Below are 15,477 nucleotides of genomic sequence, written 5' to 3'. Positions count from 1 at the left end.
GTTTTGGAGTGAATTTTATGAGTTTTTTTTATTCTTTAGGAATGAGGGTATTTCTTTTTATTGAAAAAGCTTTTAGAAATTCTAAATTATTTGTTTTAATTTTTGAAATTATGTTGTCTGTTGAAAAGAGCTTTCTTAATAGTTATTTTAAAAATATTTATCCAAGTAATGATTTTATTAGTTTTTTAAGAAGGAGTAAGATATTAAATAATTATTTATTTCATCCTTTTTGTTTTTTAATTGTTTTTTCAATTTTTTTATTGATCTCTACAACTGATTTATCTTTTGAGTTGAAAGTTACATTATTTTTAGCTTTTATTAGTTTTATTGTTGGTGTTTTATGTTTACCAATGTGTTTTTTTAAAGATAAAAGTCAAAATCAGTTTATTAAGATTGATTATAATGATTTTTATTCAATTGGTTTTGTCTGTATACTTAGTGGTGTTTTATCTTTTTTTATTTGCACTATTACAATGGGTGGATTGCCTATTTTTAATCCTTCTTTGCGGTATAAATTGATACCTATTTTTACTATGCCTATTAGTTTGTTGATTCCTGGTGTAGGTCTTGTTGCTAGTTCTTATTTGCAGCGTTTTAAAGATAATAAATTAACTCTTTCTCAGGTAAGATTTAGATTTCTTGCTTTATCTTTCATTGCCTCATTTTTTTTATTTACTCTAGGATATAGGACACATTTGTGTGCTGTCATGCTCATGATGCTTATTATGGGCTATTATGGGAGAATAATTTCTATTTTGGAAGTTATAATTGTTTTAATTGTTGGATTTTTCTTTCTTTCAGGTTTTGGATATCTCAGGGCTATTGAAGAAAATTCTGCAAATAATTTAGGGCTTTTTGAATCTCTTAGATTTAGAGCTAATTTTACATTGAATGTTTTAAATCTTATAAATAGTGTTTCAGGAAATTTTGGCATTACTCATGGTAAGTTAATGCTTAGTGCAATTCCCGGAAGTAGTGGTCTTAGTACAAGGATGATTATTGGTAAATTAATAGCTTGGAGAGGTACTGTATCAATCACTCCTACTATTATTGGTCCTATGTTACTTGACTTTGGAAGATTAGGTGTGGTTCTCGGTATGTGTCTTATTGGATTTATATTAGGTTTAGGATATAAGATAATGAGAATATCAAAAGATTTTTCTTATATTTTTGTTTATAGTTTACTTCTAACCTATGCTATTATATGTATCGAAACTGGTTTGATGGAAATTAATGTTCTTGGCTACTTTTTACTGGGATTTTTATTTTATATGGCTAATATTATTTATAATAAGAAAATTAAGATTGGAGAATGTATTAATGGTTAAAGATATAGTGGATTATTCTTTAGATAATTTTTTAAATTTAATTATTGATTTATTAGTATCGATGGGTTATGGTGGTGGAAGAAAACAAACTCAAACAAACTTAAAAATAATAGATAATAAAAAAATTATTGTTGAAGGAGTCATAAATGAAGATATTTTAGGGTTTAGAAAAATTTACTTGCAAGCTAGGCAGTCTAGAGATATGATCTCTAAAATTGAAGTTGAAGATTTCATAAAAAAATTAAATGATTGTAATGCTGAAAATGGGGTTTTTATCACAACTTCAGATTTTGAAAACAAGAAATACAATGAAATTAAGAATATTCGACTAATAAATGGTGTTGAACTAATAAATCTAATTTCTGAATATGGAACATAATTACTGGAGTGTTTTTGATGAAAATTTGGATAGATATAACTAATGCTCCTCATGTAATGTTTTTTAAGGATATAATTAAATATTTTAAAGATCAAGGTGAAGATGTAATAGTAACTACTCGTGATTTTGGAGACATACATAGATTAATGGAAACTCATGGTATTGATTTTATTTCTGTTGGTAAACATGGTGGTTTAGGTTTATATAAAAAATTAAAAGAAAGTACAAATAGAGTTAATGAGATTGTAGATATAATAGCTCCTGAAAAAATCGATGTTTGTTTAGCTAAACATTCAGTGGAGTTACCGCGTGTATCTTTTGGTCTTAATATACCTAATGTGTATATTATAGATAATGAATATGCAGAAGCAGTAAATAAAATGACATTACCATTATGTGATAGGATTATTGCTCCAAGTGTTATTGATGTAAGGAAGTTAATGAGGTATGGTGTAGATCCAAATAAAATAATAAGTTATGATGGTACTAGTGAGTTGCTTCACTTTAAAAATTTTGAATATAATGAAAAAATATTTGATGATTTAGATATTAAGCTTGATTTAAATAAAACTATATTAATGAGGCCTGAGCCTTCTCTTGCTTCATATCTTGATGTTGATTCTGAAAAATCAGTTCTTTCTCCGATAATTGATGTTTTAAAGGATTATGCTAACATTCTTGTATTGCCTCGTTTTAAACAGCAAGCTGATATTTTTGAAGGAATTAATAATGTCAGTATACTTGAACCTCCTATTGATTTATCTAGTGTAATTAAACAATGTGATTTAGTTATTGGTGCTGGAGGTACTATAAATAGGGAGTCGGCAGTTTTAAAAACGCCTGTCATTTCTTGTTATCCTGGTGAAACTTTGGCTGTTGATCAATATTATATCAATAGAGGTTTAATGTTTAAGTATAATAATGTTGAAGATATTGTTAATAGTGCTTTGTCTTTTCTTGTTGTTGATAAGGAAAATAATGATTATAATGAGTATGATGTTTCTTCTAATAACTTATTTAAAACAATAATAGATTGTACATATAGGTTGTAAATTTAATTTTTTTTTATTGTAGAGTTATTTTTTATTAATATTATTAATTTTTTTATTAATTTTTTTATTTATTTCTTTATTAATTTATAATTCTTTTAATTATTTCTTTTAATTATTTTTTAATTTTTTTTTATTTATTAATTTTTCAATAAATTATTATAGTTTTAAGATAAATATTTATTAGAAGAATTATAATTAAAAGAAATATAAATTAAATTAGGTTGCTTTAATGAAAAAAATTAACATTAAAAACATTAAAAAAAGACACATTGGATTAATACTTATTATATTTATATCTGCCCTTTTATTAAGTAGTTTTGTAACAGTAGCTTTGAAAGATAGTGTTAATAATGCTGTTTGGGTTCAAGGAAAACATATGAATGATGTTGATTTAGATAATTTATCTAAAAATGGTGTTCAAAATATTTTCCTTCATTCTAGTGCTGTTGATATATTCGGAGAAAAAAATGTCAGCTCATGGGCAAAAAAAGCTAATGCAAATGATATTAAAGTTCATATTTGGGTTCAGTGCTTTTATAATGGAACTTGGATAAATCCGATTGATACCAATAAAAAAGACTTTAATTATGATTATTTTAATGCTAAAATAGATCAAATAAATAAATTCGCTGAGATTCCTGGAATTAGTGGTATTCAATTAGATTATATTCGCTATCCTGGAAATGCTTATGAATATAATTATCCTAATGGAATTACTTCTACTAATGCTGTTTCAAAGTTTGTTTCAATGGTTAGCGATAGTCTTAAAAATAAGGATGTAACATTATCTGCAACAGTAATGCCTGAAAGAGAGGATGAAAAATATTATGGTCAAGATGTTAGAACATTATCTCAGTATGTTGATGTGATAATTCCTATGGCTTATTCTGGTAATTATGATCAGAATTCTACTTGGATTAAAGAAACAGCATCCTATTTTAAAAGTTTAGCTTGGTGGTCTAAAGTAACTATGGGGATTCAAGTCTATGTTAGTGATGATAACGAAACTTCTCTATCTGAAAGCACAATAAAAGAAAATTATAAAGCTGCAATTGATGGAGGGGCTGATGGAGTGGCATTATTTAACTGGGAACTTATGAAAAATTGGTTTAATTTAAATGAAATTAAACAATGAATTTAGCTATTTTAAATTTATAAAAATTTGATAATTTATATGATAATTTTGTATCTGATTTTATTTACTAGGTAAAAACTATGGAACTTACAAATCAAATTATAGACATTATTTTAAATTTAGATATTTATTTGGGTTATTTAATAAACTTATTTGGTCCATTAACATATTTAATATTGTTTTCAGTTGTTTTTTGTGAAACTGGGATAATTCTTATTTCATTTTTACCAGGAGACTCATTAATATTTATAGTGGGAGCATTATCTGCAGGAGGAGAATTAAATCTAATATTATCGATAATTATATTATCAATAGCTGCTATTTTGGGAGATACTGTTAATTATCACATTGGAAAATATATAGGCCCTAAAATATTCAATAAGGAGAGTTCTAGACTTTTCAATAAAAAACATTTAATTGAAGCTCATGATTTTTATGAGAAATATGGTGGAAAAACAATTATACTAGCACGTTTCATACCTATTATACGAGCTTTTGCCCCATTTGTAGCTGGAATTGGGTTAATGCCATACAAAAAATTTTTATCATATAATGTAATTGGTGGTATAACATGGGTGCTAATTTTCACTTTAATAGGATACTTTTTTGGTAATTTACCTATAGTAAAAGATAATTTTTCATTTTTAGTAATAGCTATTGTTGTTATCTCTGGTTTACCAATATTACTACAATTAATAATGAAAAGAAAGAAAAAAATAGATAATAAGTCTTAATTTATTACTTAATTTAGTAATTAATTTAGTAATTAATTTAGTACTTTATATTTTAGTTTTTATACTTTAGTTTAATTTATAATTTTATTTTAGTATTTTTCATAATGAACTCTAGCTTCATTATATTTATCGATAAATTTATTTTCTTCACCTTCTGCAGGATATCCTATACTTATTATGTTAAATGGTCTTAAATTTTCGTTAAGATTGAATAAATCAGATATATATTTCATTCTTTCCTCTTTAGGTGCAATATTTACCCATACAGCACCTAAATCTAAATAACTTGCTTCCAAGAGTAAAGTTGTAGCTGCAGCTGCCATATCTTGCTGCCATACATGTTTGAAATGAGAATTTTCCATATTTGCTATAAGTACAATTGCTAAGCTAGCTCCTTTTAGAACTTTTGAATTATGGTCCATTTCACTTAATTTGTTTATAGTTTCTTTATTTTTAATAACTATAAATTCCCAAGGTTCTTTACCCATTCTAGATCCTGGTGCTTGCATTGCAGCTTTTAACAATTTGTCTATCTTTTCATCCTCAATTTCGCCTTCACGATATTTTCTAATACTTCTTCTTTTGAATATTTCTTCCATTATATAACTTCCTACTTTTTATTACATATTTTCTAGCTTTTATTATATAATTTCTTTTTTTATTATATAATTGAAATTAATAGAACATTATTTAAAACTTATAAAACTAATAAAATTTATAAAGTTAATAAAATCTATAAAAATAATATAAAAAATTATATAAAAAATTATATTTAATAATAATTATTATTTTAATATATAATTATATTTATTAATTATATTATTTTATTAATTATATTAGTTTAGTAATTATATTTAGTTTAGTAATTATTTTTAGTAATAAAATGATAAATTTTAGTAATAAAAGAATAAATAATATATTATTTTTTAAAAAGCTTTAATTGAATTATCAGCTGTTGGGAAAAATGAAATTTAAAAATATTAATAATAAAAATATTAATAATAAAAAAATTAATAATAAAAAAGCAATTTCTGTTCTTTCGGGAGGATTGGATTCAACTGTTGCAACAAGTTTCTTTGCAAAAGATTATGATATTCATGCAATAACTTTTAACTATGGTCAAAAAAGTTTAAATCAGGAAATCAATGCTTCAAAGAAAATATGTGAAAAATTAGGTATGAGGCATACAATAATCGATATTCAATGGTTAGCTAATCTTGGAAACTCTGCATTGACTAGTGATAATTCTATTCCTAAGGTAAATCTCGATGATATTGATAATATTGATGTTAGTAAAAAAACAGCTAATAAAGTTTGGGTTCCAGGTAGAAATGTTGTTTTTACAGCTATAGCTACTTCTTTTGCTGAAAGTGAAGGTGCAGATATAATAATTGTTGGTTGGGACAAGGAAGAAGCAGCTACCTTTCCAGATAATTCAAAAGAGTTTTTAAATAGTTTTAATGAGCTTATAGATATAGGAACTATTTCTTCTAGTAAAATTGAAATAAAAGCTCCTTTAATTGATTTAGATAAAATTGAAATTGTTAAACTTGGAAAAAAAGTTGATGCTCCTATGGATATTAGTTATTCTTGTTATACTGGAGAAAATAATCATTGTGGTGTTTGTGAATCTTGTGTTCGTCGTAAAAGAGCTTTTATAGAAGCTGGAGTTGATGATCCAACTATTTATATAGAATAACTTTGATTATATTTTTAATATTTTTAATATTTTTAATATTTTTAATATTTTTAATATTTTTAATATTTTTAATATTTTTAATATTTTTAATATTTTTAATATTTTTAATATTTTTAATATTTTTAATATTTTTAATATTTTTAATATTTTTAATATTTTTAATATTTTTAATATTTTTAATATTTTTAATATTTTTAATATTTTTAATATTTTTAATATTTTTAATATTTTTAATATTTTTTAATATTTTTTAATATTTTTAATATTTTTAATATTTTTAATATTTTTAATATTTTTAATATTTTTAATATTTTTTAATATTTTTTAATATTTTTAATATTTTTAATATTTTTTAATAGTATTTTTATTAATAATTTTAATAATACTATTAATAATACTATTAATAATAATAATTTCGATGATAATTTCAATATTTTTTAATTAAATTATCATGATATTATTTTTATTTAAATTTCTAGTATTTTTTTAGTGGAATTTTTTTTCTTTCTTTAATTGTTCGTAGTGTTCTTTATCCCTATATTTAAAGACTTTAGCTGGATGACCTCCAGCAATTCCATATTTAGGTATATTGTTAACAACAACACTTCCTGCCTGAATAATAGCTCCTTCTTCAATGGTAACTCCAGCTAATATAGTAACCTTATTCCCAATCCACACATTATCTTTTATTATAATGTCTTTTGATATAACTGTTTCATCATATGGTATTGATTTGCCATTATCATAATTATGAATGTCAGTTATTAGCATACACTCAATTCCAGAGTGAAAATTGTCCCCTATAATAACTTTACCATGGCCTTGTATTTTAATTCCATTAAAATTAACATTGTTTCCTAATTCTGTCTTTGGAGTAACATAACTTGGGCCATTAACTTTCAAATCATTTCCCACAATATTAGCTACTTTTTTAACCTTATTAGAATATTTTTTCTTTTTGAAATTTTGATAATATTTATAGAAAGTTGTTATTATACTCATAAAATGACCTTAAATTAATAATCTATTGATTTTTAAGCTATTGTTGGATTTGAAATTAATTTCTTATTTTTTTAATTTCTTATTTTTTTCTAGCTTTTTATCTTTTTCTATTTATATTAAGAAGAACATTCTGTAGCATATTGGGATAATAAGACAGCAACTCTATGAGTGGTTTTATCATCTAATTGTCTTTTTCCATGAACTATTTTTTGTAATAATTCATCAATAAATAGATCTTCATCAGTTAAAGGCATATTTATAACTGCAACTTCATTGTTTACAAAACCTACTAATGGTTCAACATAGAAGTTTTGAAATCCACTTTCATTTAAAAAATCGATTAATTCTTCACCTAAATGTATTGATTTTTGTTTTATTTTGTTATTATGTGGGAATTTATTTTCAGCTTCTTTGAATTTAAATTTACTTGGTGTTTTTTGATTATTTTCTTTAATATTGTTTTTTGCAATAGTATTGTTTATTGTATTCTTGTTTTCATTGTTATTATCTTCATTATCTTCATTATCTTTTTTATTTTTGTTATTTTTATTGTCCCTGTTTTTATTATTGCTTATATTACTTATATTATTTATATCACTATTTATATTACTATTTATATTATTGTTTATATTATTAGTCACATCAATGTTTTCTGATTCATCTAGAAGAGTTAAATCATCTAAATTTGATTTATTTACTAAGTTTTTATTTTCATTTTCAGTTTTGGTTTTATTTTTATCTTCTTTTTCATTATAACTTTGACTTACAATTGAAAATATTCCTGAGGATCCAACAACAACATGATTGATACCTTCATTTGAATTTGGAACTCTCACATAATAAAGAACATAAAAGTTGCCTGGAAGTGTTAAAAGCTTTTCTCTGATTAATCTACCTCTTTTTTCTGTAGAAACATAACTATTATTTTTGATTAGTCCAATGATAAATATAATAATTCCTATAACTATAAATATGACACTATAAATCCTTTTAGATAGTAAAACATCTAAAAGACCTATTAAAGCTATAATCAATCCTGCTATAATATAAACATCATGATAAGAGGTGTTTTTTGTATTTGGGTGAGGAATTAATTCTTGTTTTTGATTATGTGTTTTAGCTGCACTATTTTCTTTCTTTTTTTCTTCTGTGTTTCTTTTTGAAATTTTATCAAATATAGATTCTTCAGATTCTTTATTTTTCTTTCCTTCTAAATGATTTTGTGTTTTATCCTCAATAGTTTTATTTTCATTTTCATTTTTATAGTTATATTTATTAATAGACTCATTGTTTTTATTTTCATTATATAAAGATTGATTGATGTCTATGTTTCTTTCAAGTGTTTTTCCATAGCTTTTAGATATACTTTCTGAGAAATCTTTTTTAATTTCATTTCTCAATTTTTTTTCTAACTTTCTAAGATTAGCTTCAGTCATTGGATAAATAATATTTGAATCAAAATTAGGAGTGTTATAATTGGGATTAGAAACAAGATTAGAGTTATCTATATTATCTATATCTTTTTTATAGCTGTCTTGACTATCAAATTGATATTCATTAGAATTTTCAATTTCATGTTTATTATTTAAAGTATTTGAGCCATAAAATGGTTTTTCAACATAAATAACATCTTCCTGATCATCTATATATTTTTCTTCACCAATCTGTTCTTTTCCATGGGTTTTATTTTCTTCTAATTTATCAAGATTATTATTGGGGGGTTCATCAATAGTTTCATTGAGTTTTTCATCAATATATCTTAAATCTCCATAACAACTAGAACATTCATAATCTTTAAGATTTTCATTATTTTTAAGAGTATATTTTAAACTACAATCTTTACAATATACAATTTTAGAATCAGGATCATCTCTATAAAGATTACTATGATTTTGCTTTTTCAAAGAGTGTTTTGAGGGATATTCCTCAACTGATTTTAAGTTTCCTGCACATACAGAACATTCATAATCATCGACTTGTTCATTATCATCGATTTGATATTTAGCTCCACAGTTTTCACATGCTACAACTTTCATAGTATCATTCTTTCTTGTAACATTAATTAAATAATATATTTTTTATTAATAACTAATATAAATTTTGATTAAATTTTGATTATCTTAATATTAATTGTTTATAGTATCTCTTTTTTTTAATTTAAATATTATGATATATTTCTTGTTAATATAATGTTAAGAATTATGTTTAGAATATAATTTATAAGATTCTTTTTTAAATAGCTATTTTGGAATAAGTATAGTAGCTGTAAAAAAATTAGTGTTTATTATTTAATTCTTAATTTATTCATTGTTTATTATTTAATTTTTAATTTATTTATATGGTTAAGTTTATATACTATGTTCACCTTATTATAAGATAGTAAATGTTCACTTTGTAAACACCTTTTTATTAAGATTTATTTTTAATTATTCTTTTTTTGGATTTTATTAATTGGTCATAAGCATTTTCCTTCTTGTTTTGGTGTTTATTGTTTATAAGTGGTATATTTATATTTATTGGATTCAAATATTTTAAAATTTAAAAAATAATATAAAAATTTAAATTATAAAAAAATAAACGAATTAAATTAAGTTTATGATAATTTAAGAGAGTTTAAGATAAATAATTAAATGAATAATGGTATTTATTATGAATTATACTAATAAAACAAAAAAATTGATTATCAGCATTTTTATAATATTTTTATTATTGGTATGCTTAAATAATGTTTCAGCTACTGATAATGATAATAGTAAAGGTAATGGTAATGATACTGGTAATATTACAGCTAATATTACTTTAAGTAATGATATTGGTGCAGATAATTTTGATGTTAACATTACCTCTGGTGATCAGTCAGTTGATGATTGTCAGGATACTAATTCAAGTGCTTTATATAATCTAACTGATGTTCCTACTGGTGATCGTAATGTTACAATAGCTATTAATTCTACTGTTAATATTTTAGAAGAAAATGATGCTTTGGTTTTTAACATTACTGATGGTTTTGGTAATCCTATTACTTCTGATGTTATTTTTTATCTAAATAATTCTGTTTATGAAGCTATTTATGATGATGTTAATAAATTGTGGTTCATTACTGGTCTTAATTCTGGCTATTGGAATGTTAAAATAAATGTTACTAAAAGTGTTAATGTAATAGCTAATAGCACTAATGATTTGAATCTGTCATTAATACTTAATCAACTTAAAGTTAAGAATGAAAAGGTCAATATTACAATTGACCCAGTTTTACCTGCTAAAAATGGAGATATTAGTGAAATACATGTTAAAGTAACTGATGAAAAGGGTAATCCTATTGAAGGGGTTTCTATTACTATTAGTATTAATGGTGCTACTGGTTTTTCAATTGTAAAGACAAATTCATATGGTGAAGCTATATTAAATCATAATTATGGTGATGGTAAGTATTATCAGTGGTGGAATAAACCTGGTGTTTACCCTATTAAAGTAATGACTTTTGATACTTTCATTAATGGAATAAATTATACTGCAAAGTCTGTTGATGGTTCTATTACTCTTATTAATAATTATACTCCTAAGATAGAGGTAATCTCAAAAAATAGTCCTATTGCTTTATATGGTAAATCTATAGTTAAAGTTAGGTTACTTGAGTATTATCCTACAAAAAAAGTTGGTGAGGATCCTGTATGGGCTTGGCATCCAATTAGTGGAGCATATATTATGATATGGTTAACAGGAACTACTGGAACTATGTTATTTACTGATGCAAATGGTTATGCTACTTATTATTTTGACCCTGCAAAAACTGGCTGGGCAAAAACAACAGTAAGTTATAGTGGTTATCATTCTGGAAATATTACTATAATACAACCAATTTCAAAAGAAATCAGTATATATGTTACTCCAAGAGCAGACCTATTAATCACGAATGTTAAGAAAATAACTTCAACAAAATATAAAATCACTGTTAAGAACAATGGAGAAGTGACTTCCCAAAAATCTAAGCTTAAAGTATATTATAATAAAGGAAGGAATGTTTATTCGAGGTATATTACAGTTAAAGCTTTAGCTAAAGGTAAAAGCATTACTATAACTGTCAAATTAAATAGCAATAATAAAAAATACAAAAAATATGCTGTAATCAACTATAATCATAAAGTTCTTGAATACAATTATGATATTGTTAGTAAAATTGGTTCTAACTATTCAAGTAAATATGATTATTCTAATGATAAAATTTCATTTAAATCTGATTATATTAGATATAAAGCTGATTTAGCTGTCACTGCATTATCTTTTAATAAAAAAACTAATATATACACTATTCATGTTAAAAACAAAGGTAATAAGATAGCTACTGGTAAAATTTACATTTTATTTTGGTATGGGTCTCAAAAAAAGCCTAAATCTCCAATACGCTTAACTGTTACTCTTAAAAAAATAAAAGGACATGATACTAGGATACAGCCAGGTATGACTTTAAATCTTGATGGGCTTAAATATCCTGATAAAGCTAAAAAAAGTACCATACTAAAAGTTTTAAATAGTAAATATAAGAAGTATGTTTATATTAATTTTAATAAAAAGCTTTTAGAGTCTAATTATAAGAATAATCTCAAAGGATTTAAAAAATCACAAATAAATATCGTTTCTTAATGAAATTTAATTTAATTAAATGTATAAGGAGGTTTATACTATTAAAATAAAAATATTAAATAAAATCGAAATAAATAAAAAATTCTCTATTTTATTTTTATTAATAATTGTATTTAGTATTCTTTGGTCGATCGGAGCCGTTTCTGCAGAAATTTATATTGGAAATGGAGATATTACAATATCTAACTCTGACGCTGATGCATATACTGATTTGTCTGTAAAAAGCACTACAAAAGCAAAAATTTATTCACTTGAAAGTAAAAAAAAGATTCCAAGTAAATATAAAAAGTATGAAAATTATACTTTTAAAGTAGCAAAAGGAACTAAAATCTATTATAAAGCTATAGTAAACCCTTCTGATAGTTCTGTTACTAATATTACTGGCTTAAAACTCAAAAAATCCACTGTAAGTTTTGGAGATAAGACTAGAAAAATCAGTAATAAGTGGATATCTCATAAATATAAAAAATCTGGATGGTATTTGATTAAAGTAAATCTCAATGCTACATTTACTAAAGGATATTTGTTTGGTATGGATTTACCTGGAAATATTATAAATGGAACCAAAATATACCTTGTTTATGTTGAAAATAATCCGCAGCTTAGTATAACTAAAGTTACTTCTGGTTATAATACATATCAAAACTATAAGAAAAAAAAATATTGATTATTTAGATATTAAAATTATAAACATTGGTTCAAAGACTTCAAAAGCTACTAAAATTAAGATGTGGTATCAAAAACCAGGAACTAAAAATTTCGGAAAAGTGTATTCAAAACTTAAAAAATATACTAAATCTGCTAAACTCAAAGCTTTAAAACCAGGAAAGTCAGCTACTGTTAAAATATTCTTTAAAATACCTAAGAAATATTTAAAACTTGTTAAGAATATAAGGTTGGATTCTCTATATAGGGTACGTGAAATCAGTAGAGCAAATACTTTATATAGCTTTAAATGAGGATTTATTTTTTATATTATTTTTTTAATAATTTTATATTTTTATTATTTTTTAAATTACTATTTCTTTCATGATAAAAACTATATAACATTATTTACATAGTTAATATTAAAGTTTATAATAAAAACAGTTTTTAAGAGAAGGAAGGATTACCTATGGTGAATAAGAAACAGTTAGCTATTGACTTTGCAAATTCTTTAAATCGCCATGAGATTGAAAAAATTATTTTATTTGGTTCTGTAGCTCGTGGTGAAGATACTAAGGACTCAGATATTGATATTTTGATTATTACTAATAATAAGTCTAAAATTATTGATGATGTTTATTCTAAAGTTGGTAAAATAATTTTAGAGTTAGATGAATATCTATCTGTTAAAATAATAAGAAAAAATAATTATGAACAAGTAAAGAATTCTCATATAATGACTAGTATTGAGAAAGAAGGCATTTTAATTTAATTTTAATTATCATAGGGATTTAATTATGGCATTTGATGAAGTTGAGATGGAATTTAATATTGCTAATGAAAAGATTAGCCATGCTTTGATTTTATTTGAAAATGAAGCTTATAATTCTGTTGTTATCTTAGCTTATTATGCAATGTTCCATGCAGCTAGAGGGATTTTAGCTAAGAAAAATATTTATCCTAAGACTCATAAAGGTATTACTCATCAGTTGGGGCATGAATATATTCATATTATGGACTTTAATCAGGATATTTACAATTTATTTATTAGGTCTCAACATGATCGTTATGATGCGGATTATGAACTTTATATTGTTTTTACGGAAGAAGATGCAGATCAATCAATTAAAAATGCTAAGATTTTTATTGATGAATGCAAAAGGTTTTTATAAATCAATTTTTTATTAGATTTTAATTATTCCTCTTGGTTTTTTATTTTAGGATAATATATTCTTTAAAATATCTAAGAAATTTTTAAAACTTGTTAAGAATATAAGATTAGATTCTCTATATAGGGTACGTGAAATCAGTAGAACAAATACTTTATATAGCTTTAAATGAGGATTTATTTTTTATATTTTTTATATTTTTTATATTTTTTATATTTTTTATATTTTTTATATTTTTTAACTATTTTAGCTATTTTAATATTTTTATAAAATAATTTATTATAGGCTTTGTAGAAATCCTTATTTTTTACACTTGAAATTTTTAATTTTGTGAAATTAAATTGTTAAAATAATTCTTTAATTTCAAAATAAAAGATTTTTAATCATAATCTTTTTTTATAATTATATTGATATTAAAAGGATTTCTACAAAGCCTATTTTTTTATTTTTATATTTCTTATTTTTATTTTATTTTTTTTTAATTATTTTTAATATTCCTTTAATTTTAATTTAAAGCTGGGGGGGGGGGGATAGCTATTGTTTTTTTCTTTTTGCTGTGTTTATTCGTTCATATGGGTTCTTATTGTCTTGTTTATTATTTTTTAGTTTTTAATTTTTTTATTCTTTTAATGACGTTTGGGTTGTTTTTTGTTTTTGGGTAGGAAGTTTTTTATAGTAGTTTTTTTATATTATATTATTGTAGCGTAGTGAGTGTTCTCATTGTGCTAGTATTTTTTATATTACTGATTGATTGGATCAGGAGGTGAAAAAACGAAAATGTTTACAATAAATAGATTTTTTAAGCCAATTATTTTTGTTGGGTGTGTTTTATTTATTTTTTTAGCTTTATCTAGTGTTAGTGCAGCTAATCATGATTTTACTACAGTTAATACTACTGAACAGTTCCAAAGTGTTATTAATAATGATAATGATAATGATTTGGTGATTAGTTTTGATGATGGTGAGTATGTTGATTGGGGTCAGCTTAATATTAGTCGTAATGCTACTATTGTTGGTAAAAATCGTGGTGGTGCTAAATTCACAACATCTAGTGTTGATACTTTGTTTAATATTAATGCTACTAATGTAAAGATTATTAATTTAACTATTAGTGGTTATGCTACAGCTATAAAATCTAATTGTAGTGATTTGACTGTTAGTGATAATAATATTACTACTTCTGGTGTTAGTATTAATTTAAGTAGTAGTGGTAGTGCTAATCCTATAACAGGTGTTGTTATTAAGGATAATATTATTAAATCCAGTATATCTGCTGATTATCGTGGTGCTGTTTTTTTATTCGGTAAATCTGCTGATAGGACTGTTTTTGATGTTTTATTTAGTGGTAATAATATAACTGGTGTTTCTTCTGGTGTATATTTAGGTGATGGTAGTTATAATAGTCCTGTTTCGTCTGCTAATTTGGTTTTTGAAAACAACAACATCACAGGAACATCACGTGGTGTTTATCTGTCTGCATCCAGCAGCAACAACACCAATATAACCTTCGCCAACAACAACATCACAGGAACATACTATGGTGTTTATCTGGAGCCATACAGCAGCAACAACACCAATATAACCTTCGCCAACAACAACATCACAGGAACATACTACGATGGTGTTTATCTGTCTGCATCCAGCAGCAACAACACCAATATAACCTTCGCCAACAACAACATCACAGGAACAG

Annotated in this window: 15 protein-coding genes; 12 read left to right on the top strand and 3 right to left on the bottom strand. The window is 24.1% G+C overall.

Annotated features, from left to right (window positions below; translation table 11 throughout):
• Window positions 1-17 precede the first annotated feature (17 nt).
• The 5 genes from MBBAR_RS09495 (at window position 18) to MBBAR_RS09475 (ending at window position 4,628) form a co-directional block, all read left to right on the top strand.
• Window positions 18-1,328 carry an oligosaccharide repeat unit polymerase family protein gene (locus MBBAR_RS09495; RefSeq protein ID WP_080461109.1) on the top strand — a complete coding sequence of 437 codons (1,311 nt, stop codon included), beginning with the start codon at window positions 18-20 and terminating at the stop codon, window positions 1,326-1,328.
• The gene (locus MBBAR_RS09490) at window positions 1,321-1,707 is read left to right on the top strand and encodes a restriction endonuclease (RefSeq protein WP_158082579.1); all 387 of its coding nucleotides are present in this window, start codon (window positions 1,321-1,323) and stop codon (window positions 1,705-1,707) included. Before MBBAR_RS09495 ends, MBBAR_RS09490 begins: the two co-directional genes overlap by 8 nt.
• 8 nt (window positions 1,708-1,715) lie before the next feature.
• Window positions 1,716-2,759, top strand: a complete 1,044-nt coding sequence (locus MBBAR_RS09485; protein WP_143746191.1) for a DUF354 domain-containing protein — start codon at window positions 1,716-1,718, stop codon at window positions 2,757-2,759.
• 229 nt (window positions 2,760-2,988) lie between these two features.
• Entirely contained in the window at window positions 2,989-3,894 is a 906-nt protein-coding gene (locus tag MBBAR_RS09480; protein ID WP_080461106.1) for a putative glycoside hydrolase, read from the top strand.
• Window positions 3,895-3,974: 80 nt separating this feature from the next.
• The gene (locus tag MBBAR_RS09475) at window positions 3,975-4,628 is read left to right on the top strand and encodes a DedA family protein (RefSeq protein ID WP_080461105.1); all 654 of its coding nucleotides are present in this window, start codon (window positions 3,975-3,977) and stop codon (window positions 4,626-4,628) included.
• A gap of 89 nt (window positions 4,629-4,717) precedes the next feature.
• Here the strand turns inward: MBBAR_RS09475 and MBBAR_RS09470 are convergent, their stop codons facing one another.
• A complete protein-coding gene (locus tag MBBAR_RS09470) occupies window positions 4,718-5,227 on the bottom strand; it encodes a nitroreductase family protein (RefSeq protein ID WP_080461104.1) in 510 nt (169 codons plus the stop codon).
• A 365-nt stretch (window positions 5,228-5,592) separates the two neighbouring features.
• On the opposite strand from MBBAR_RS09470, the gene queC reads away from it, so the two are divergent.
• Window positions 5,593-6,327: a 7-cyano-7-deazaguanine synthase QueC gene (queC, locus tag MBBAR_RS09465; RefSeq protein WP_080461103.1), complete on the top strand. Its 735-nt coding sequence runs from the start codon at window positions 5,593-5,595 to the stop codon at window positions 6,325-6,327.
• Window positions 6,328-6,813: 486 nt separating this feature from the next.
• On the opposite strand, the gene MBBAR_RS09455 is transcribed toward queC, so the two are convergent.
• Both MBBAR_RS09455 and MBBAR_RS09450 read right to left on the bottom strand, forming a co-directional pair.
• The gene (locus MBBAR_RS09455; protein WP_080461101.1) at window positions 6,814-7,329 is read right to left on the bottom strand and encodes an acyltransferase; all 516 of its coding nucleotides are present in this window, start codon (window positions 7,327-7,329) and stop codon (window positions 6,814-6,816) included.
• 116 nt (window positions 7,330-7,445) lie between these two features.
• Complete coding sequence (locus MBBAR_RS09450; RefSeq protein ID WP_080461100.1) at window positions 7,446-9,365, bottom strand: hypothetical protein; 1,920 nt, start codon at window positions 9,363-9,365, stop codon at window positions 7,446-7,448.
• Between the two features lie 613 nt (window positions 9,366-9,978).
• On the opposite strand from MBBAR_RS09450, the gene MBBAR_RS09445 reads away from it, so the two are divergent.
• The 6 genes from MBBAR_RS09445 to MBBAR_RS09420 form a co-directional block, all read left to right on the top strand.
• Window positions 9,979-11,970, top strand: a complete 1,992-nt coding sequence (locus tag MBBAR_RS09445) for an Ig-like domain-containing protein (RefSeq protein WP_158082578.1) — start codon at window positions 9,979-9,981, stop codon at window positions 11,968-11,970.
• A 19-nt stretch (window positions 11,971-11,989) separates the two neighbouring features.
• Window positions 11,990-12,637, top strand: a complete 648-nt coding sequence (locus MBBAR_RS09440; protein WP_080461098.1) for a hypothetical protein — start codon at window positions 11,990-11,992, stop codon at window positions 12,635-12,637.
• A 61-nt stretch (window positions 12,638-12,698) separates the two neighbouring features.
• A complete protein-coding gene (locus MBBAR_RS09435; RefSeq protein WP_080461097.1) occupies window positions 12,699-12,929 on the top strand; it encodes a hypothetical protein in 231 nt (76 codons plus the stop codon).
• A gap of 155 nt (window positions 12,930-13,084) precedes the next feature.
• Window positions 13,085-13,387, top strand: coding sequence for a nucleotidyltransferase domain-containing protein (locus tag MBBAR_RS09430; RefSeq protein WP_080461096.1), 303 nt, complete (start codon window positions 13,085-13,087; stop codon window positions 13,385-13,387).
• A gap of 25 nt (window positions 13,388-13,412) precedes the next feature.
• Window positions 13,413-13,787, top strand: a complete 375-nt coding sequence (locus MBBAR_RS09425; protein WP_080461095.1) for a HEPN domain-containing protein — start codon at window positions 13,413-13,415, stop codon at window positions 13,785-13,787.
• Window positions 13,788-14,561: 774 nt separating this feature from the next.
• On the top strand, window positions 14,562-15,477 hold a 916-nt coding region (locus tag MBBAR_RS09420; RefSeq protein WP_143746190.1), incomplete at its 3' end, for a right-handed parallel beta-helix repeat-containing protein.

Origin of the sequence: Methanobrevibacter arboriphilus JCM 13429 = DSM 1125 (genome assembly GCF_002072215.1) — an archaeon.
Lineage (GTDB): Archaea > Methanobacteriota > Methanobacteria > Methanobacteriales > Methanobacteriaceae > Methanobinarius > Methanobinarius arboriphilicus.
Note: the sequence above shows the minus strand (reverse complement) of the source record. Positions and strands in the feature narration are given on the sequence as shown.